At 62.0% G+C, this 19,259-nt stretch carries 24 protein-coding genes and 1 pseudogene; 8 read left to right on the forward strand and 17 right to left on the reverse strand.

All coding sequences use genetic code 11. The features are described from left to right. Nucleotides 1-15: 15 nt before the first annotated feature. Nucleotides 16-720 (reverse strand): fumarylacetoacetate hydrolase family protein, encoded by a 705-nt coding sequence (locus M0746_RS09005; protein ID WP_258448870.1) that lies wholly within the window; start codon nucleotides 718-720, stop codon nucleotides 16-18. 97 nt (nucleotides 721-817) lie between these two features. Then, the gene (locus M0746_RS09010; protein WP_446731263.1) at nucleotides 818-2,167 is read right to left on the reverse strand and encodes an MFS transporter; all 1,350 of its coding nucleotides are present in this window, start codon (nucleotides 2,165-2,167) and stop codon (nucleotides 818-820) included. A gap of 193 nt (nucleotides 2,168-2,360) precedes the next feature. Here M0746_RS09010 and M0746_RS09015 point away from each other — a divergent pair, with 193 nt between their 5' ends. Both M0746_RS09015 and M0746_RS09020 read left to right on the forward strand, forming a co-directional pair. Beyond that, nucleotides 2,361-2,657 (forward strand): hypothetical protein, encoded by a 297-nt coding sequence (locus M0746_RS09015; RefSeq protein ID WP_258448871.1) that lies wholly within the window; start codon nucleotides 2,361-2,363, stop codon nucleotides 2,655-2,657. Nucleotides 2,658-2,727: 70 nt separating this feature from the next. Next, nucleotides 2,728-3,660 carry a helix-turn-helix transcriptional regulator gene (locus tag M0746_RS09020; protein ID WP_258448872.1) on the forward strand — a complete coding sequence of 311 codons (933 nt, stop codon included), beginning with the start codon at nucleotides 2,728-2,730 and terminating at the stop codon, nucleotides 3,658-3,660. Nucleotides 3,661-3,671: 11 nt separating this feature from the next. Here M0746_RS09020 and M0746_RS09025 read toward each other — a convergent pair whose 3' ends face one another. The 3 genes from M0746_RS09025 to M0746_RS09035 are packed head-to-tail and all read right to left on the reverse strand — an operon-like array spanning nucleotide 3,672 to nucleotide 5,618. Next, the gene (locus tag M0746_RS09025; protein ID WP_258448873.1) at nucleotides 3,672-3,836 is read right to left on the reverse strand and encodes a hypothetical protein; all 165 of its coding nucleotides are present in this window, start codon (nucleotides 3,834-3,836) and stop codon (nucleotides 3,672-3,674) included. 4 nt (nucleotides 3,837-3,840) lie between these two features. Beyond that, a complete protein-coding gene (locus M0746_RS09030) occupies nucleotides 3,841-4,839 on the reverse strand; it encodes an NADP-dependent oxidoreductase (RefSeq protein WP_258448874.1) in 999 nt (332 codons plus the stop codon). Continuing rightward, nucleotides 4,836-5,618, reverse strand: a complete 783-nt coding sequence (locus M0746_RS09035; RefSeq protein WP_258448875.1) for an SDR family NAD(P)-dependent oxidoreductase — start codon at nucleotides 5,616-5,618, stop codon at nucleotides 4,836-4,838. The genes M0746_RS09030 and M0746_RS09035 overlap by 4 nt, the downstream gene beginning before the upstream one ends. A 158-nt stretch (nucleotides 5,619-5,776) precedes the next feature. On the opposite strand from M0746_RS09035, the gene M0746_RS09040 reads away from it, so the two are divergent. The 3 genes from M0746_RS09040 (at nucleotide 5,777) to M0746_RS09050 (ending at nucleotide 7,655) form a co-directional block, all read left to right on the forward strand. Then, a complete protein-coding gene (locus tag M0746_RS09040; RefSeq protein ID WP_258448876.1) occupies nucleotides 5,777-6,367 on the forward strand; it encodes a TetR/AcrR family transcriptional regulator in 591 nt (196 codons plus the stop codon). A 125-nt stretch (nucleotides 6,368-6,492) separates the two neighbouring features. Continuing rightward, on the forward strand, nucleotides 6,493-7,125 hold the full coding sequence (ycaC, locus tag M0746_RS09045; protein WP_090284017.1) for an isochorismate family cysteine hydrolase YcaC: 633 nt from the start codon (nucleotides 6,493-6,495) through the stop codon (nucleotides 7,123-7,125). A 329-nt stretch (nucleotides 7,126-7,454) separates the two neighbouring features. Then, nucleotides 7,455-7,655: a hypothetical protein gene (locus M0746_RS09050; protein ID WP_203418418.1), complete on the forward strand. Its 201-nt coding sequence runs from the start codon at nucleotides 7,455-7,457 to the stop codon at nucleotides 7,653-7,655. A gap of 329 nt (nucleotides 7,656-7,984) precedes the next feature. Here the strand turns inward: M0746_RS09050 and M0746_RS09055 are convergent, their stop codons facing one another. Continuing rightward, on the reverse strand, nucleotides 7,985-8,164 hold the full coding sequence (locus M0746_RS09055) for a cupin domain-containing protein (protein WP_342454964.1): 180 nt from the start codon (nucleotides 8,162-8,164) through the stop codon (nucleotides 7,985-7,987). Continuing rightward, complete coding sequence (locus tag M0746_RS09060) at nucleotides 8,110-8,598, reverse strand: helix-turn-helix domain-containing protein (protein WP_258448877.1); 489 nt, start codon at nucleotides 8,596-8,598, stop codon at nucleotides 8,110-8,112. Before M0746_RS09060 ends, M0746_RS09055 begins: the two co-directional genes overlap by 55 nt. 45 nt (nucleotides 8,599-8,643) lie before the next feature. Between M0746_RS09060 and M0746_RS09065 the strand changes: the two genes are divergently transcribed. After that, nucleotides 8,644-9,339, forward strand: coding sequence for a B3/B4 domain-containing protein (locus tag M0746_RS09065; RefSeq protein ID WP_258448878.1), 696 nt, complete (start codon nucleotides 8,644-8,646; stop codon nucleotides 9,337-9,339). 40 nt (nucleotides 9,340-9,379) lie between these two features. Here the strand turns inward: M0746_RS09065 and M0746_RS09070 are convergent, their stop codons facing one another. From M0746_RS09070 to M0746_RS09095, 6 genes are all read right to left on the reverse strand, one after another. Next, nucleotides 9,380-10,303, reverse strand: coding sequence for a LysR family transcriptional regulator (locus tag M0746_RS09070; RefSeq protein ID WP_258448879.1), 924 nt, complete (start codon nucleotides 10,301-10,303; stop codon nucleotides 9,380-9,382). Nucleotides 10,304-10,396: 93 nt separating this feature from the next. Next, nucleotides 10,397-11,107: an SDR family NAD(P)-dependent oxidoreductase gene (locus M0746_RS09075; RefSeq protein ID WP_258448880.1), complete on the reverse strand. Its 711-nt coding sequence runs from the start codon at nucleotides 11,105-11,107 to the stop codon at nucleotides 10,397-10,399. A gap of 50 nt (nucleotides 11,108-11,157) precedes the next feature. Continuing rightward, nucleotides 11,158-11,814, reverse strand: a complete 657-nt coding sequence (locus tag M0746_RS09080) for a DsbA family oxidoreductase (protein WP_258448881.1) — start codon at nucleotides 11,812-11,814, stop codon at nucleotides 11,158-11,160. Continuing rightward, entirely contained in the window at nucleotides 11,811-12,026 is a 216-nt protein-coding gene (locus M0746_RS09085; RefSeq protein WP_208940829.1) for a tautomerase family protein, read from the reverse strand. Before M0746_RS09085 ends, M0746_RS09080 begins: the two co-directional genes overlap by 4 nt. Before the next feature lie 160 nt (nucleotides 12,027-12,186). Next, a complete protein-coding gene (locus M0746_RS09090; protein ID WP_258448882.1) occupies nucleotides 12,187-12,882 on the reverse strand; it encodes a tRNA (adenine(22)-N(1))-methyltransferase in 696 nt (231 codons plus the stop codon). A 143-nt stretch (nucleotides 12,883-13,025) separates the two neighbouring features. Further along, nucleotides 13,026-14,075 (reverse strand): NAD(P)-dependent alcohol dehydrogenase, encoded by a 1,050-nt coding sequence (locus M0746_RS09095; protein ID WP_258448883.1) that lies wholly within the window; start codon nucleotides 14,073-14,075, stop codon nucleotides 13,026-13,028. Between the two features lie 223 nt (nucleotides 14,076-14,298). Here M0746_RS09095 and M0746_RS09100 point away from each other — a divergent pair, with 223 nt between their 5' ends. Then, nucleotides 14,299-15,225, forward strand: coding sequence for a Gfo/Idh/MocA family protein (locus M0746_RS09100; protein ID WP_258448884.1), 927 nt, complete (start codon nucleotides 14,299-14,301; stop codon nucleotides 15,223-15,225). Nucleotides 15,226-15,283: 58 nt separating this feature from the next. Here the strand turns inward: M0746_RS09100 and M0746_RS09105 are convergent, their stop codons facing one another. After that, the gene (locus M0746_RS09105; RefSeq protein WP_208940832.1) at nucleotides 15,284-15,523 is read right to left on the reverse strand and encodes a hypothetical protein; all 240 of its coding nucleotides are present in this window, start codon (nucleotides 15,521-15,523) and stop codon (nucleotides 15,284-15,286) included. Nucleotides 15,524-15,699: 176 nt separating this feature from the next. Here M0746_RS09105 and M0746_RS09110 point away from each other — a divergent pair, with 176 nt between their 5' ends. Then, nucleotides 15,700-15,912: a DUF2945 domain-containing protein gene (locus M0746_RS09110; RefSeq protein WP_208940833.1), complete on the forward strand. Its 213-nt coding sequence runs from the start codon at nucleotides 15,700-15,702 to the stop codon at nucleotides 15,910-15,912. Nucleotides 15,913-15,921: 9 nt separating this feature from the next. On the opposite strand, the pseudogene M0746_RS09115 reads toward M0746_RS09110, so the two are convergent. From M0746_RS09115 to M0746_RS09125, 3 genes and pseudogenes are all read right to left on the reverse strand, one after another. Next, nucleotides 15,922-17,182, reverse strand: a pseudogene (locus tag M0746_RS09115) (NAD(P)/FAD-dependent oxidoreductase). 71 nt (nucleotides 17,183-17,253) lie between these two features. Beyond that, on the reverse strand, nucleotides 17,254-18,201 hold the full coding sequence (locus M0746_RS09120; RefSeq protein WP_258448885.1) for a dihydrodipicolinate synthase family protein: 948 nt from the start codon (nucleotides 18,199-18,201) through the stop codon (nucleotides 17,254-17,256). Between the two features lie 55 nt (nucleotides 18,202-18,256). Beyond that, entirely contained in the window at nucleotides 18,257-19,183 is a 927-nt protein-coding gene (locus M0746_RS09125) for a 4-hydroxyproline epimerase (protein WP_258448886.1), read from the reverse strand. Nucleotides 19,184-19,259 lie beyond the last annotated feature (76 nt).

The raw sequence follows: 19,259 nt of genomic DNA on the forward strand, positions 1-19,259 counted from the left end.
ATGCTGAGGTTCTCCTTATGCAAATGGTTGAGGGCGAGCGCCGACGCGCATTTCCAATTGACCGATGCCGTCGATGCCAGCACTGATCAGGTCGCCGGGCTGCAGCGCGTCGACGCCGGCCGGGCTGCCGGTCATGATCAGATCGCCGGCGCGCAACGCCACCGAACGGGAGATGCGGCTGATCACTTCGCTGACCGACCAGATCTGGTTGTCGAGGCTGTCACGCTGGCGTTCCTCGCCGTTGACGTTGAGCCACAACTCGCCCTCGGGATGGCCGCCGCGGCTGACCGGCACAATCGCGGTCATTGGCGCGGCGCCATCAAAGACCTTGGCGCCTTCCCACGGCAGGCCCTTGCTCTTGGCCGCCAGTTGCACATCGCGGCGGGTCAGGTCGAGGCCGACGGCGTAGCCCCAGACATAGGCCAGCGCCTGGTCTTCGGGGATGTTCGCGCCGCCTTCGCCAATCGCCACCACCAGTTCGATTTCATGAACGAACTCTTCGGTCAGCGGCGGGTAGGCCACTTCACCGACGGCATCGATGACGTTGCTTGCCGGCTTCATGAAAAATACCGGCGGCTGGCGCGACTGGCGCTGGCTGTCCGGCCACGGGTAGTTGCGGCCGACACAAAACACCCGACCGACAGGAAAGCGTTGCGCGCTGCCCACCACCGGCAAGGTCGCGGGCAGATCCGGAGTGAAAACGTATTCAGTCATGTTCATCCTGTGAGGTCCTGTGTGTGAGATCAGCCTAAGGCGGCGCGCGTCGCTGAAGTTGGACGAATGCCGCCTCGGCTTGGAGAAAACGGTGCTGTTGCGCTCAGCGCGGCTTCAGTTCGATGCGATACAGGCGGCCGAGCAACAGCGAGTAGGAGAGGGTGCCGATCAGCGCCACGCCGCCGATGAACCAGAACGCCCAGGCGAACGAGCCGGTGGCATGGACGATGGCGCCAATCACGATCGGCGTGACGATGCCGCCGATGTTCGCCGCCAGGCTGGTGATGCCGCCGGTGAGGCCGATCAGTTCCTTGGGCGCGACTTCCGAGACCGCCGCCCACGAAGACGAGGCGATGCCTTGAGCGAAAAAGGCGATGGTCAGCACGGCGATGCAGATCGTGTTCGAGTCGGTGAAATTCACCAGCACGATCGACATGCCCAGTATCGACCCGACCACCAGCGGCAACTTGCGGGCGAACGACATCGAGTAGCCCCGGCGGATCAATCCGTCGGAGACGATCCCGGCGAGCAGAATGCCCACGGTGGCGCCGACGAAGGGCAACACAGCGAAAATCCCGGCCTTGATCATCGTCAGTTGGCGTTCTTCGATCAGGTAGGTGGGGAACCAGGTCAGGAAGAAATACAGCGCCGAAGTACTGGCGAACTTGCCGATGCAGATCGCCCAGACCTGACGGTAGCTGAATAGCTCGGCAATCTGCCGCCAGTTGAAACGGGTGCGTTCCTGACTGCTTTTGACCAGGCCGCCGCCCGCTTCGATGTACTGCAATTCGGCCTTGCTGACCTTTTTGCAATTGAGCGGATCGCGATACAGGTACAGCCACAGCACACCGAAAATGATCCCCAGTGCGCCGGTGCTGTAAAACACGTGGCGCCAGTCGAAGGTGGTTGCCAGCCACAGCAGCGCGCCGGTGAACAGCGCCGTGCCGAGGTATTGGCCGCAGACATAAATGCTGCTCGCCAGGCCGCGTTCGCGCGCCGGAAACCACACCGTCACCGCGCGGCTGTTGGCCGGAAACGCCGGCGCTTCCATGGCACCGACCGCCAGGCGCAAGCCGAACAGCGACGCGAAACCGGTGGCGAAGCCCTGGCACACGGTGACCGTCGACCAACTGATCAGCGACACCCCATAAGTGAAGCGCGAACCAAAGCGGTCGGCGATGAACCCGGCCGGCACCAGCGCCAGCGCATAGGTCCAGGCGAACGCGGAGAAGATCAGGCCCATCTCGATCTTGTCCAAGCCCAGGTCCTTGGCCATGAACGGTGCGGCGATCGAGATATTGACCCGGTCGATGTAGTTGATGATGGTCGCGATCAGCAGCAGCGACAGCATGAACCAGCGCCGCCGCGAGGGCAGGCGTTGCGGCACCACGGCGTCGCGTGCGCCGGCAATCACCGGCGGCACAGTCGCTTGAGAAGCATGGGAATTGGACATGGTCAGACCTCGTTATTGTTAGAAGGGTCGAGGGGTTTTCGCGCAGCCGAAGGCCTTGCCCACACGCGTGGGGGCAGACAGATCGGCACTGAAAAGCGACGGCACGAAGGCCTGGCGTCAGACGTTCAGGTACGTCTCACGGCAGGCCGGTTCGGCGGGATCGGGAGGGGCGGCGAGGGGTAATGGCTGGTTCATGACGTGCACACCTTTGATTGTTTTTGGAGGAGGCTGGGCTGCGTTGGTTATTACAGTGGTCGTACAACTTCGTCAGATCAAGCCAAGGGTTAGAACGTTTTTTCTTATGACGCGGGGGCTGGTTAAACCTGTCCAAGAAAAAAATCTGCGTGCGACGTTCCACAATCAACTGGATATGCACATTAACGTATTGAAATTAAACAGAAATACGGTTTGTTATGGCTTCAGGTTTTTTGGACAGGCGAATCGCCACTCCGGCGCGGAAAAAATCGCTGGTGCTCAGGTCATCGTATGACTGCTTGCTGCGCCGCTGGCTTGCCTGCAAGATGATTCGCGCCCACGTACCTGCCGAGGACCCTCCGCCGATGTTGTCACCGCACCGGATTCCCACCTACGTCATGCAGCAACGCAGCGAATTGACCGACTTCTACATTCGCGACAAAAAGGGCCGCCGCGCCGAAACCGCGCCGCATCGCCACGAATACTTTCAGATCCAGATCAACCTCGGCGGCGACACCGTGCAGCACATCGGCAACGTCGAACGTCCGTTCCCGCGCAACACCCTGGCGTTCATCCTGCCGCACCGTGTGCATGTGATTCCGCATCCGGCGGAGAGCAATTTCATCGTCATCAATTTCTCCCAGACCTTCCTGTTGCCGCACTTGCAGTGCGACCCGATGGACCTTGAAGAGGTGTCGATCCTGCTGGCGCCGGAGCTGTCACCGTTCCGCTTTCAGGAGCATCTGGATTTCATTCTCGAGGACACGGATTTTGCCGGGGTCTGTGCTTTGATCGAGCAGATGCGCCGCCTCGACGAAAATCGCCAGTTCGGCACGCGGGAGATGCTCAAGGGCTTGTTGCTGCAGTTGATAGGCAGCGTGTGTTTTCTGTACGCCGAGCCGCTCAAGCGTCTGGCCGAAGAAAACGCCGCCGAGGTCAGCCGCCGCGATGCGCTGAGCCGCATGTTCGAATACCTGCGCAAGAACATCGCCGACCCCGACCTCAACCTGATCAAAGTGGCGGCGGCGACCTACCTGTCACCGACCTATCTGACCCACTGGCTGCGCAAGGAAATCGGCAAGACCTTCACCGAACTGGTGCTCGAACGGCGGATGCACGCAGCGCGCAATTTCCTCCTCAACAGCACCCGCTCCGTGGGCGAGGTGGCGCGCTTGTGCGGCTTTGCCGACGAGGCGTATTTCTCCCGGCGCTTCCGGCAGATTCACGGCCAGCCGCCGGGGCAGTTCCGCCGCCGCCAGCTCAACCCGGATACGCCGCAAACGCCGTTGAATACCTGACGGGCAGCGTGTCAGGGCTCAAGCAACAAGGGCCGCCAGACGATGGCGGCCGGGTCGAGCAGGGTGGCTGGCGGCTCGGTCGCGGGCGTTTGCGCCTCCTCGGGCTCAGTTGTACCGAACTGTTGTGTGCTGGCAGGCGAATCTTCGGCGGTGCCTGCAACGTCATCGACAGGCATGCGACTATTTCATCCGCACAACGACTTTGCCCTTGGCGCGGCCCTGTTCGACATAAGCCAAGGCCTCAGCCGTCGATTCAAACGCAAAGCTGCGATCCAGCACCGGCGCCAGCTTGCCGGCCTCGATCAACGCGCTGATGTCGCGCAGCTGTGCGCCGTTGGCCCGCATGAACAGAAAGCGGTAACTGACCTTGTGCCGGCGAGCCTTGCGGCGGATCTTCAGGCTCAACAGGCGCATGACTTGCCGCAGCGGCCAGGCCAGACCTTGCGCCTTGGCGAAGTCGGCGGTGGGTGGGCCGGAGATGGAAATCAGCTGGCCACCGGGCTTGAGCACTTTCAGTGAGTTCTCCAGCACATCGGCACCGAGGCTGTTGAGCACCACATCGTAACCGCGCAGCTCGTCCTCGAAACGTTGTTGTTTGTAGTCGATCACCACGTCTGCACCGAGTGCCTTGACCCACTCGACATTCGCCGTGCTGGTGGTGGTCGCGACGAACGCGCCGAGGTGTTTGGCCAGTTGAATCGCGACCGTGCCGACGCCGCCGGAACCGGCATGGATCAGCACTTTCTGCCCGGCGCGCAACTGTGCAATGTCGACTAGCGCTTGCCACGCAGTCAGCGTCACCAACGGAATCGCCGCGGCTTGTTCCATGTTGAGGTTGGCAGGCTTGTGCGCGACTGCGTGCTGATCCACGGCGATGCGCTCGGCGAACGTGCCGATGCGCTGTTCCGGCACCCGCGCATAGACCTCGTCACCCGGCTTGAAAGCCATGACCGCGGCGCCGGTCGAGATCACCACACCGGCGACATCGTTGCCGAGTATCAACGGCATTGCGTACGGCAAAATCAACTTGAATTCGCCGCGGCGGATCTTCGAATCGAGGAGATTGACGCTCGCCGCGTGCACTTCGATCAATACATCGTGCGGCCCGAGCGCGGGCTCGGCGACCTCGCCGATGCGCCCGCTGTGTTGGCCGTAGCGGTCGATGAGGAAAGCTTTCATGGCAGATAACGCTGGGCAACCGCGGACTGGCGAATCTGCCCGAGCAGGCCCTGACGCGCGGTTTGCAGGTCATCCCAGCGCTGGCCTTCGTGCAGCGGCGGAATGGTCACCGGCTCGCGGCGATCGAAACCGACCAGTGCGGCGTCGACCAGATCGCTGACTTCCATGATTTCGCTCAAGGTGTTGATGTCGATGCCGGCGCGGTCCCAGATCTCCGTGCGGGTCGCGGCGGGCAGCACGGCTTGCACATACACGCCCAGCGGCGTCAGTTCCAGGCTCAGGCCTTGCGAGAGGAACAGCACAAACGCCTTGGTCGCGCCGTAAACCGACATGCCGAACTCCGGCGCCAGCCCGACCACCGAACCGATATTGATGATCGCACCGTCACCGGTCTTGGCCAGACGCGGCGCAATCGCGCTGGCGAGGCGCACCAGGGCGGTGGTGTTGAGGGCGACCAGATTGGCCACGCTGTCGGTGCTCTGCTCGATAAAGCTGCCGGACTGCGCGGCCCCGGCATTGTTGACGAGGATGCCAATGCGCGCGTCATCACGCAGGCGCGCTTCGACGGTGGAAAGATCGCTGAGTCGGGTCAGGTCGGCCGGGATCACATCGACGGCAACGCTGTGCTCGCTACGCAGTTTGGCCGCCAGTGTGTCGAGGCGTGCAGCATCGCGAGCGACCAGCACCAGATCATGCCCGCGTTGGGCGAAACGTTCGGCGTAGACCGCGCCGATACCGGTGGAAGCGCCAGTGATCAGGACAGCAGGGCGAGTGGTCATGGATTCATCTCTTTGCGAATGCATCGGTTGGTATTAACGCCGGATGGCAGAAAGTGGATTTAGGATGATGATCTAAATCTAAGCTGTCAACGGTTTTGATTATGGCCAACATCTATGTATCATCAGCGGATGATTTTTAGCGTAAAGAGGTACCGCTCATGCGAGTCAGCAAAGCCCAGGCACAGGCCAACCGTGAACACATCGTCGAGACGGCCTCCGAGCTGTTTCGTGAGCGAGGGTTTGACGGCGTCGGTGTGGCTGATCTGATGGCGGCGGCCGGTTTCACCCACGGCGGCTTCTACAAGCACTTCGGTTCGAAGGCCGATTTGATGGCCGAAGCCTCGGCGAACAGCCTGGGGCGGTCACTGGCCGTCGCCGAAACTCTCGACGTCAAAGGCTTCATCGACCTTTACGTGTCGCGTGAGCACCGCGACGGGCGCGGTGACGGCTGCACCATGGCCGCGCTTTGCGGTGACGCCGCCCGCCAGCCGGACGAGTTGAAGGCCACGTTCGCCGACGGTATCGAGCGCACCTTGCAGACGCTGGGCGCCAAGTACCCGACTGACGCCGCAGCAGCGCCGGACGCGGCGCGTTTGAAGATGATCGGACTGCTGGCGCAAGCGGTGGGCGCGGTCATGCTGTCTCGGGCCTGCCCGGATGATTCGGCGCTGGCCGATGAAATTCTTGCGGTGTGTCACGCGCAGATGCTGGCGTCGTTGCCGCTGGCTTCGGAGGATGAGGATGAATAAATATTGTCCACTCTGAGTGGACAGTGAAACGCGTTTCAGCCGATTTATCCCTTTTCGCTGGGTCAGTAATCTGTACCCAACTTGAACGCAACAACAAACTTCAAACTTGAAAAGGGACGCCCACCATGACCACGCCAACCTACAACCGCCTGAACAAAGACGACGCCATCGTGCTGCTGGTTGACCACCAGACCGGTCTGATTTCCCTGGTGCAGGACTTCTCGCCGAACGAGTTCAAGAACAACGTACTGGCCCTGGCCGACCTGGCAAAATTCTTCGACCTGCCGACCATCCTCACCACCAGCTTCGAACAAGGCCCGAACGGCCCGCTGGTCCCGGAACTGAAAGAGATGTTCCCGGACGCGCCCTACATCGCTCGCCCAGGCCAGATCAACGCTTGGGACAACGAAGACTTCGTCAAAGCGATCAAGGCCACCGGCCGCAAGCAGATCATCATTGCCGGCGTGGTCACTGATGTCTGCGTAGCGTTCCCGACCTTGTCGGCACTGGCGGAAGGTTTTGATGTGTTCGTGGTCACCGATGCTTCGGGCACCTTCAACACCACCGTGCAACAAGCCGCATGGAGCCGCATGACCCAGGCTGGCGCACAAATGATGAACTGGTTCTCGGTGGCCTGTGAGCTACACCGCGACTGGCGCAACGACATCGAAGGCCTCGGCAACCTGCTGTCGCAGCGCATCCCCAACTATCGCAACCTGATGAACAGCTACTCGGCGCTGACGGCGCAGCAGAAGTAATCGGTATCGCTGTACAACAAGGCCCGCTTTGAAAGCGGGCTTTTGTCGTTCGCAGGTCTTGAACCAGCTTAGAACTGTCCATTCACGCTGGCTGTAGGACGAAACGGAGGTTGCGGCGAGAGCTTTCGGCATTTATCTAGGGATAAGACAAAATTGGTAAAAAGTCGTACGAAAGGATCTCTGGCAAGCCAGCCGTCACTTGTTGTGGTTCCATCAAACTGAGCGGACGGCTACCGGCCAGGCAACGCACCGTTCGTCCAGCATCGGGCACTTGCCCGGCCCGGGCTTTTCTCAGTTTTAACCACTGTGAATCACTACGGAGAGCAGACATGGACATTGACGAAAACGCACCGGGCAACCAGTCGCAGCAAGGCGCAACACGCCCGACAGACAACGAGGCCGGGCAAGATTCCCCGCGCAAAAATCCCGAGGTGCCGTTGCCGGCCGATGACGAAGCGCCGGTTGATGAAGACATGGCGGACGTTGACGCGACGAACTCGGTTTCGCAGGAGCATCCAAAGCCGCAATAACAGATTGATGATCGTTCCCACGTTCCGCGTGGGAATGCAGCCCCGGACGCTCCGCGTTCAAAGCGTGACGCAGAGCGTCACAAGAGGCATTCCCACGCTGGAGCATGGGAACGATCAGCGTCAGATAGATAACTCACAGTCAAACAGGCTGATGAATCTCCGTCACCGACAGGGTGAACACCAGCTTCGATTTCCCCCGATTGATGATCGTTCCCACGCTCCGCGTGGGAATGCAGCCCCGGACGCTCCGCGTTCAAAGCGTGACGCAGAGCGTCACAAGAGGCATTCCCACGCAGGAGCATGGGAACGATCAGCGTCAGATAGATAGCTCACAGTCGAACAGGCTGATGAATCTCCGTTACCGACATGGTGAACACCAGCTTCGATTTCCCCTGATTGGCATACTCATGCGGCACATCGGTCCTGGCCACCGCCGAGCAGCCTGAGCCGATGATCAGTTCAATCTCACCAACCTTGAGCCGCAGGGTGCCTTTCTCGACGTGAAACAGTTCGGTGGTGCCTTGCGGGTGGCCGGGGAGCTGTAGCTTTCACCCGGAAAAACTTCCCAGCGCCACAATTCAAGCATGTTCGGCCCGCTGGTGCCGGCCAGCAAGCGCGCCGAACCGCCCAGCTCACCGTGCCACAGCGTGGGAATGTCCTGACTGTCGATCAAGTGCGCCGCGGGTGTGTCGGCGACGTTGACGAAGTCCGCCACGGAAAGCCCCAGCGCGGCGGCGATCTTGCACAGAATGGCGATGCTCGGGTTGGCCGCGCATTTCTCGATTTCGACTACCATGCCCTTGCTTACGCCGGCGCGGCGCGACAGTTCGTCGAGGGTCATGTTCTGTTGTTTGCGGGCATGCTTGAGGGTGCGTGCTACCGCTTCGCTCACGCTCTGCACGTCGGCGCCGGCCTCGGTCGATATATTGACTTTTTTGGTCATTGGTCGCTAGCATCGGTTGAAATTCAGATTTAAGGGGATTCTGGGATGCTGTCTGTCACGCCGTCAATCGATCCGGCTGTTGCGCAACTGGCGCCGGGCTTCAGAGCGTTGAGTATCGTGGTGCAAGCGGCGCCGATTACCCGCCCGTTGATTGCCGGCGAAGCGCTGGCCAACGCCTGTCAGACGGTGATTGCGGGCGGTCCGGAGTGGGCGGCGGCGCATTTGCAGGCGTGGGCCGAGGTGTTCCGCCGTTTCGGCGCCAAGCCGCAACGTACGCCGTGCTCGGCCGAAGCCCTGCGCAAACGCGTGCTGCGCGACGGCAGCCTGCCGAGCATCGATCCGGTGGTTGATCTGTACAACGCCATCAGCCTGGCCTACGCGATCCCGGTCGGCGGCGAAAACGCCCAGGCCTACGTCGGCGCGCCGCGTCTGGTGGTGGCCGACGGCAGCGAGCCGTTCGACACCATGAAGGAGGGCGCCCCGGCCCATGAATTTCCCGACGCCGGCGAAGTGGTCTGGCGCGACGACCTAGGCGTGACCTGCCGCCGCTGGAACTGGCGCCAGGGCGTCAGAACCCGCCTCGACGCACACGCGCAGCAGATGTGGTTCATCCTCGAAAGCCTGCCCGAGATGCCGCTGGAAGCACTGACCGAAGCCGGCGACAAACTCATCGAAGGCCTGCAACAAATGATGCCGGGCGCCGAGATCGAAAGCATGTTGATCGGACCCGGTGCGGGCTGATTTGCGGGCGCGAATCCACAGTCGAATTCACTTCGCCAACCTAGGCGCTCGCCCACTCTTCCCGATACTGCAACAGAAAATCCACAAACGCGCGCACCCGCTGCGGCACATAACGGCCGTGCGGGTAGAGCAGGGTGTAAGGCCGTGAGCGTCCGGCGTAAGGCTGCAACACCTCGATCAGGCTGCCGTCGGCCAGCTCTTTTTCGACGATGAATTTATACGTCTGAAACACCCCGGCGCCGTGCTTGGCCAGGGTCACGCCGCCGAGTACGTCGTCGGAACAAGAATAGCCGCCATCGGACATGACTTCGCGGTCCTCACCGTTTTCCTGGAACAGCCAGGAGATGCGCCGACCGCTGCTTGGCAGCTCGAACTGAATGCAGTCGTGTTGCACCAGGTCTTCAAGTGTTTGCGGTGTGCCGGCCTTCTGCAGGTAGTCAGGGGAGGCCACCGCCACCAGTTTCGCGTCTTCGAGCAGGCGCGCGATCATGCTCGAATCGGGCTGGGCGCGAACGCGGATAGCGAGGTCGTAGCCTTCGGCGACGAAGTCGATGTTGCGGTTGCCCAAGTGGATATCGACGCTGACCTGCGGATACAGCGCGCGAAATTTCGGCAGCAGCGGCAGGATGCGGTGGTGGCCGTAGGTGGTCGGCAGGCTGATGCGCAGCAAACCCGACGGCGTGGTCTGCGCGCCCATCACTTCCTGCTGGGCCTCGACCAGTTGGGTCAAGGCCTGGCTGCACTGAAGGAAGAAATTGCGCCCGGCCTCGGTCAGGCGAATGCTCCGTGTGGTGCGGGCAAACAGGCGTGAGCCCAGGCGTTGTTCCAGACGCAGAATCGACCGGCTGACAGCGGCGGGGGTGACCCCGGCCAGTTGCGCAGCAGCGGTGAAACTGCCGGCCTCGGCGGCGAGGCAGAACAGTTCGATACTGCCCAGTTGCAGGTCATCAAAATGGCGCTTCATGTGGGGACACCGAGGTTTGCCTGACATGTGGTCCTCGGTGTTATCTCACGAAGCGGCACCGCCGGTACACACCGGCGGTGCAGCGGGGCGCTATCAGTGGCCAGCGCTTTGGCCGCCGTCGACGTGGAGGATTTCGCCGGTGACGAAGTTCGCCGTGTCGAGGTACTGGATCGCCTGGACGATGTCATCGATCTCGCCCATGTGGCCCATCGGGTGCAGGCTGCCGAGGGCGGCGTGGGTCTCTTCGCCGTGCATCGGCGTTTTGATGATGCCAGGCGACACCGCATTGACCCGAATGCCACGCTTGGCGTACTCGATGGCCAGGGATTTGGTCGCCGCGTTGATGCCACCCTTGGTCAGCGAAGCGAGGACCGACGGCACGCCGTCAATCGCATGATCAACCAGGCTGGTGGTGACGCTGACGATGTGGCCGCTGGCGTTCTTCTCCATTTCGGCGATTGCCAATTGTGAGATGTAGAAGAAGCCGCTCATGTTGGTCGCCACGACCTGCGCATAGTCGGCGTGGCTGTATTCGGTGAACGGTTTGGCGACGAAGATCCCGGCGTTGTTGACCAGCGTGTCGATCCGGCCGAAGCGGGCGACGCCTTCGCGGATTACCCGCTCGGCGGTTTGCGGGTCGGCGATGTCGCCGGCGACGGCGAGAATGTCCGGGTCTGTCGAAGGCTGGATCGAACGTGAGGTCGCGACCACTTTGTAACCGCGCTCACGGAAGCTTTTGACCAGACCTGCGCCAATGCCTTGCGAGGCGCCAGTAATCACTACAACTTTGTTGGACGTGCTCATGATGTTTCCTCTATGCAATCTGAATGGGTTGGATAACGACTGGCAAAATCTCAGGCGTGCGCCGGAATCTGCGCGGCCTGGCGTAACGCTTGCTCGTAATAAGCGACGGACTGCGAACCGGCGATCAGTTGTTGGTCGTCGATGACCATGGCCGGAACCGAGTCGATGCCGCGCTGCTGGTAAAACCGTTCGAGTTCACGCACCTCCGTGGCGAATTCCCCGTTCGCCAGCACGGCCTGCGCTCGTTGGCTGTCGAGGCCGACGGCGCCCGCCAGAATGACCAGCGTGGCGTGGTCATTGGGGTTCTGGCCGTCGCTGAAATAAGCCTTGAGCAGCGCTTGCTTCAGTTGGCGTTGCAGCCCCTGTGTTGCGGCCCAGAACAGCAGGCGATGGGCATCGAAGGTGTTGTGAAAGTGGCTGCGTTTTTCCAGGTCGAAGTGAAAACCGATCTGCGCGCCGCGCTCGATGATCATCGCGTTGCGATCTGCCACTTGTTCGGCGCTGCGCCCGTATTTGCGCATCATGTGGGCGATGGCGTGCTCGCCTTCGGCGGGCATGTCCGGGTTCAGCTCGAACGGTTTGTAGGTCAGCTGCACCTGGACTTCACCGGCCAGATTGCTGATCGCCTGTTCCAGCGCGGTGGCGCCGAGGGCGCACCAGGGGCAGACAACATCCGAGACGAAGTCGATTTTTACCGTGCGGCTCATGACTGCGAATCCGCCAGTTGCTTGCGGTACTCGGTGGTGCTGATGCCGGCGTAGCCCCAGTTATCGGTGTCGACTTCTTCGATGACGATGTGGGTCAGGTGCGGGTCCTTGTGCAGCACGCGGGTCATGGTCTCGGTGATTTCCTGGATGACCTGGGCTTTCTGCTCGCGGGTGACGCCGTCGCGGGTGATACGAACGCTGATGAAAGGCATGTGAGCTATCTCCAGTCGCTGGCCCGTCGGAGTGAAGGGCCGCTGTTGGAGTGAACTTTAGGGGGCGGGGTTGAATTGATAAATGGGGCTTGCGGTACTTCATTTGTGATGCGGTGTATCTAATCGAAACGAGCTGAACACGGTTCGAGGGGGAAGGATTTCAGGCGAGCAGTTCCTCGATCCAGCGCGTTTGTTGCGCGAGGGCTTCCAGCTTTTCCTGCGGTACGGTCTGCCGCGCCTGGGCGAGGCGGGTCAGGGTTTTCTGCTTGAGATGCAGCCTGTGCTGCCACTTGCGGATGAAGGCCGGGCTGCGCGTCTGCATCTGCAGCGGGCCGAAGTACAGTTGCTGGTCGGTGTAGCTCACCGGGCCGTCGCGCTCGGCCACGATGATTTCGTAGTCGAAACGGTTTTCCTGCAGCACTTCTTCGCTAAGGATGCGATAGCCGTGGCCCATCAGCCATTGACGCAAGGGTTGTTCGCCGCCGTTGGGTTGCAGGATCAGGCGTTCGTTGCCGCTGAGGTGGGCCTTGCCGGATTCGAGAATGTCGCGGATGGTCTCGCCGCCCATGCCGCAGACGCTGACAGCGGTGATGCCGTCGTCAGCGCTGATTGCCGCAAGTCCGTTGGCGCGACGCACACTGATCTGCGCCTGCAGGTGGTTTTCACGCACCGTGCGTTGCGCCGCGTGGAACGGCGTCAACGCGACTTCGCCCGCCACCGCTGCGCTGATCAGCCCCCGGCGCAGCAAGGCGACCGGCAGATAAGCGTGATCCGAGCCGATATCGGCCAGCCGCGCACCGACTGGCACGTGTGCAGCCACGCGCTCAAGGCGCAGGGACAATGTCTGTTCGTTCAACGGTAACCCCTTTCAACAACAACCTGCGGCTCGACGGCAGGCAAAGGGGTGCGACTCTGGCGAGCCGCGCTTGAGCTGTCAAATCGCGCCGACAGAATCGTTGCGCCCATCGCCAGCGCCAGGCTGGAGATGGGCGCGCGGGGTTAGCCGGCCAGGGTTGCGTTGTCGATCACGAAGCGATACTTCACGTCGCCCTTGAGCATGCGCTCGTAGGCGTCGTTGATCTGCTCGGCGCCGATCAGTTCGATGTCCGAGACGATGCCGCGCTCGGCGCAGAAATCGAGCATTTCCTGGGTCTCGGCAATCCCGCCGATCATCGAACCGGCGATGGTGCGGCGCTTGGTGATCATATTGAACACATTGGGCGAGGGGTGCGGCGAGGCGGGCGCGCCGACCAGCGTCAGGGCGCCGTCACGCTTGAGCAGAACCAGAAACGCATCGAGATCATGCGGCGCGGCGACGGTGTTGAGGATGAAATCGAAGCTCTTGGCATGCGCAGCCATTTCTTCGGCGTTGCGCGACACCACCACTTCATCGGCGCCGAGGGCTTTGGCCGCTTCGCGCTTGGATTCGGAAGTGGTGAAGGCGACGACATGCGCGCCCATCGCGTGCGCCAGTTTGATACCCATGTGCCCCAGCCCGCCGATGCCGACCACACCGACTTTCTTGCCCGGGCCGGCGTTCCAGTGGCGCAGCGGCGAGTAGGTGGTGATGCCCGCGCACAGCAGTGGCGCGACGGCCGCCAGTTGCGCTTCGGGGTGACGAATACGCAGGACATAGCGCTCGTGCACGACGATGTTTTGCGAATAGCCGCCGAGGGTCCAGCCGGGTTCGTCCGGGGTCGGGAAGTTATAGGTGCCGATCATGCCGTCGCAGTAGTTTTCCAGACCGCTTTCACAGTCGTCGCAGTGTTTGCAGCTGTCGACGATGCAGCCGACGCCGACCAGATCGCCGACCTTGAAGTCCGCAACATGCGCACCCACCGCCGCAACCCGGCCGACAATTTCATGGCCCGGTACGCAAGGGAATTGCGTGCCGGCCCATTCGGCGCGCACCTGATGCAGGTCGGAGTGGCAGATGCCGCAGAAGGCGATGTCGATCTGTACGTCGTGGGCAGCCGGCGCGCGGCGCTTGATCTGCAACGGCTCAAGGGGTTTGTCGCCGGCGTGGGCACCGTAAGCGTGGACAAGCATGGGAACATCCTCCGTTGGTTTATCGTGAAGTTATTCTTGCGGCGCTGGCGTGTCCGGTCATGGTGCAATCCTGTGCGATGCTTGCCTGATCCTGCGAGGCGCCGATGACCTTATGCGCTTGTGACGTTGCGCCGACAGACGCTCAAGCGATTTGCAGGTAATCTGCCGAGGCGCTGACTGAAACGCGTCAGCTGACTAAAACAAAACAAAAGCGGAGTCATTGATGCAACCAATCCGTCTCGGTCTGGTGGGCTACGGCAAAATCGCCCAGGATCAACACGTACCGGCAATCAACGCCAATCCCGGATTCCAGCTGGTAGCGGTCGCCACCCAGGGCAAGCCCTGTGCCGGCGTCGAAAACTTCCAATCGTTGACCGAGTTGCTCGCCAACGGCCCGGCGGTGGATGCGATCGCCTTCTGCACGCCGCCGCAAGGTCGCTTTGCGCTGGTTCAGGAAGCCCTGGCTGCAGGCAAACACGTGCTGGTCGAAAAGCCGCCCTGCGCCACCTTGGGCGAGGCTTTGGCGTTGGTCGATCAGGCGCAGGCGCAAGGCGTCAGCGCGTTGTTCGCCTGGCACTCGCGCTACGCCCCTGGCATCGAAGCCGCCCGCGACTGGCTCGCCTCGCGCACCCTGCAAAGCGTGCAGATCGACTGGAAGGAAGACGTGCGCAAATGGCACCCCGGCCAAACGTGGATCTGGCAACCCGGCGGCCTCGGCGTATTCGATCCGGGCATCAACGCCTTGTCGATCGTCACCCACCTGCTGGCGCTGCCACTGTTTGTCGAAGCCGCCGAGTTGCGCGTGCCGAGCAACTGCCAGTCGCCGATTGCCGCCTCGATCAAAATGTCCGACGCACGCCACCTCGACGTGCGCGCCGAATTCGACTTCGATCATGGGCATGATGAACTGTGGAGCATCGAAGTGCGCTGCGCCGAGGGCGTGCTGCGCCTCGACAACGGCGGCGCGCTGCTGAGCATCGACGGCGTGCGCCAGACGGTGTCGGAAGAGGGCGAGTACGCCGCGGTGTATCGACACTTCCAGCAGTTGATCGGCGCCAAGGCCAGTGATCTGGACGTGCAGCCGCTGCGCCTGGTGGCGGACAGTTTCTTTGTCGGTAGCCGGGTGGCGGTTGAGGCGTTTTACGACTAGTCGTCAGAATCGCACGCTTCGTGGCAGCGCTGCATAACCACAGCGCTGCCACGCCGGTTCAACGCGGGTTAGGTTGATCATCCATCTCCGCGTTGTCGGTTTCCCTGCGCACCCGTTCCGGGTCGAGACCGGTGCTGTCATCGTCCAGCGGGATTTCGCCTTCGTTGTCAGGCAGTTCGTCGATGCCGCGATCCTTCATCGGATCGACTTCGGTGCGGCCCGGGCTCAACGGATCGGGAGTTGTCGGCAGCGGATCATGCTCACCACTACCGCCTTGCAGGTTCGGGTCGTTGTTCATCTCACACCTCTCGTTGTGCGCTGTTTTATCGGCGTACAAGTTGGAGGTGCAGGGAAATCATGCCGTTCGATTTTTCCGTGTGCCGGTGGTCGGCTGAGCCGTTGAAGCACGCTTTGTTGAATTTTTTCCGACGCTGGTTGATCAACAACACAACAAAGACACACGAGGAAATCGACATGAGCGCTTCATTCAAGGTCGGCGATGCGGTGCGCTGGAACTCCGAGGCCGGGGAGATTCATGGCACGGTGGTCAAGGTGCACACCCGCGATACCGAGTTCATGGGGCGTCATCGGCCGGCTTCGAAGGACTCGCCGCAGTACGAGGTCAAGAGCGACAAGACCGGTCACTTGGCCATGCATCACGGCGAGGCGCTCAAACGCCTGAACTGATGCGCTTGATTAGAAACGCGCCAGCCGATAACGATCGCGGCGCGGTAAATCAGGAGCGGGATTCGAAGCCGGACAGGCCATCTGCACCAGCATTTCGGCGGTGACTGCCGCCTGGGTCAGGCCCAGGTGCTGATGACCGAACGCGAGCAACACTTTGCCCTCGCGGACCTGATCGATTACTGGCAGCGAGTCCGGCAGCGAGGGGCGAAAACCCATCCACGGCGTTGCCGCTTCGGCGTTCAGGTCTTCGCGAAACAGGCCCTGACTCAAACGGTGCAATTGCCAGGCGCGTTGCATATTGGCCGGCTTGTGCAGGCCGGCGAATTCCACCGTGCCGGCCAGGCGCAGGCCTTCGGTCATCGGCGTCATGATGAACTTGCGTTCCAGCGAGGTGACAGGGAAGGGCAGTCGCCCGGTTTCGTGGGGCAGCATCAGGTGATAACCACGCTCGGTGTCTAGTGGGACTCGTTTGCCGGTGAGGGCGGCGGTGAGTGGCGCCGAGTGTGCGCCGCAGGCGATCAGCACGCGGCGGGCGCTGATTGGCCCGTCGTCGGTGTGCAGGCTAACGCCGTCGTCCTGCACCTGACCGCCCACAACGCGCTGCTGCAAAAGCTTACGCCGGCATTTTTGGCCGCTTCAACCAGCGCGGTTACGACGCGGTAGGGATCGATGAAATGCCCGGTGCACGGAAAGAACAAGCCGCCCTGAAGCCGTTCGCTCAGCTGAGGCGCGGTGTCGCGAATGGCGTCGGCCTGCCAGAAGTCCACCGGCACTTGCTGCTGATGCAAGCGTTGTTGCAACGCCTCGATTGCCTGACGCGATTCGCCGCGCTCATACACCAGCAACGAACCGTCTACTTTGAGCAAATCGCTGCGCTGGATATCACCGAGCAAACGGTGCCACGCCCCGAGGCTGCTTTCGTTCAATGCGCGCAAACCGGCGACCGTATTCTCGAACGGCTGCGCACGCAGATTCAGCAACAACCGGGTGAACCACGGCAGCGCGCGCGGCAGGTAGCGCCAGTCCAGGCGCAGCGGCCCCATCGGGTCGAGCAGCATGCCCGGCAGGCGTTTGAGGATCGACACGTCGGCGATCGGGAAAACCTGCTCGGTCGCCAGATGCCCGGCATTGCCGAACGAAGCGCCATGGCCGGGGGCTGCTGATCGATGACCACTACGCGCAAACCCTGGCGGGCCAGACGCAGCGCGCAGGCAACACCGATGATGCCGGCGCCGACCACGGCGATGTCGTGCGCGGGGTTATTTGCCATGGTGTGTTCCTGAAAAAAGAGGAGGAACTGCCGCCCGCCCTAAGGCTGCGCGGCAGGTGCAATGGCGCAGGTCAGGCGAAGTCCGGCTGCGCCGACCAGTTTTCGTACCAGTGACGGAACAGCGCATATTGCTGTTCGGCGTAACGCCGTTGCGAGTCGCTCAAGGCGTCGGTTTCGTTGAAGTGCAGGGTGTATTCCTTGTCGCCGTTGAGCACCATCAAATGCTTGTAATACAGCACCAGATCACAGCCTTCATCGAACGACGACAGCACCGCCAGCGCCGACTCCAGCTCCCGCGCCTGTCGCCGTGCCTTGGCGTCGCCGTTGGCCGCTTGCTTGCTCAGCGCCACCAGTTGCAATACTTCACGCGGCAGGGCGTTGCCGATGCCGGTGATGGCGCCGGTGGCGTTGCAGTTGACGAAACCGTGCACCACCTGGGTGTCGACGCCAACCATCAAGGTCACGTCATCGTCCCTGGAGGTGATGTTTTCCGCCGCGTAACGCAGGTCGGCACCGCCGCCGAATTCCTTGAAGCCGATCAGGTTCGGGTGCTCGCGACGCAGTTCAAAGAACAGCTCGGCGCGGGTGGCGAAGCCGTAGTAGGGGCTGTTGTAAATCACCGCCGGCAGGTTCGGCGCGGCTTGCAGAATTGCCGAGAAATGCGCCTTTTGCGCGGCTGCAGAAGCCCCACGGGACAGCACTCGCGGAATCACCATCAAGCCTTGAGCACCGACTTTGGCGGCATGCGCGGCATGGGATATCGCCTCACGGGAATTCACCGCGCCGGTGCCGACAATCGTCGGCACGCCGGCCGCGACCAGCCGCGCCACGCCTTCCTGACGCTGGGCTTCGGTGAGCAACGGCCAGTCGCCCATCGAACCGCAATAAACCACCGCGCTCATGCCGATATCGACCAGTTCGCGACCCTTGGCCACCAGCGCGTCGAAGTCCGGGGTGCGCTGGGCGGTGCACGGGGTCATCAGGGCCGGCATGCAACCGGTGAAGATGTTGTCGCTCATTATGTTGACTCCTTGGCACAGCATTCAAAGTGAGAGGAAAAACCAGCGGGGCGGCTCAGATGCCCCACGCGAACGGATCCTGTTCGTCGATCAGCAGCGTGCTGTCGGCGGTCATGTAGGCGCGGCCGGTGATGAACGGGCGAATACGCTCGCCGGCCCATTCGAAGCGGCCTTCGAACTGGCTGCCGGTGATGCTTGCCTGCACCCAGAGTGCGCCGGGCTGCAGTTTGTCGTCGGCAGCGAGGCAGGCAAGTTTGGCGCTGGTGCCGGTGCCGCACGGCGAGCGGTCGTAGGCTTTGCCGGGGCACATGACGAAGTTGCGGCTGTCGGCGTTGGCGTCATCGGCGAACAGTTCGATGTGATCGATGACCGCGCCGTCCTCACCGTAAATGCTCTGATCTTCAAGGGCCTTGAGCATGGCCCAGGTGTACGCGGTGAGGTGTTCGACGTTGTCCATGGTCAAGGTCTGGCCGTGCTCGGAGACCAGGAAAAACCAGTTGCCGCCGTAAGCGATGTCGCCGCGTACCTGGCCGAAACCCGGCACGTCCACCGCCACCTGCTTGCGGTAGCGATAGGCGGGCACGTTGCCCAGGGTCACGCTGCCATCCTCGTGCAGGGTGGCGCTGACCGGGCCTACCGGCGTGTCGATCTTATGTTCGCCGGGGCGAATCTTGCCCAGATACTGCAGCGAGTTGATCAGGCCGATGGTGCCGTGGCCGCACATGCCCAGATAACCGGCATTGTTGAAGAAGATCACCCCGCAGGTGGCATCCGCCGAGACCGGCGGGCAATACAGCGCGCCGACCAGTACGTCGTTGCCGCGCGGTTCCAGCAGACAGGCGCGGCGCCACTGATCATGCTGGCTGCGCAGGGCATCGCGTTGTTCGGCGATGGTCGCGCCGGGCAGGGCGGGGAAGCCATCCATCACCAGCCGGGTGGGTTCGCCGCCAGTGTGCGAGTCGATCACGTGCAATCGTTTCATGGGCATTTCCCGTAAGTGATTTCAGTAGGCGCCGAGGACTCACGCTGGCGCTGGAGGCAGCGACTTCGCTTTCCGG

Source organism: Pseudomonas sp. S11P7, from assembly GCF_023195435.1.
Classification (GTDB): domain Bacteria; phylum Pseudomonadota; class Gammaproteobacteria; order Pseudomonadales; family Pseudomonadaceae; genus Aquipseudomonas; species Aquipseudomonas fluorescens_G.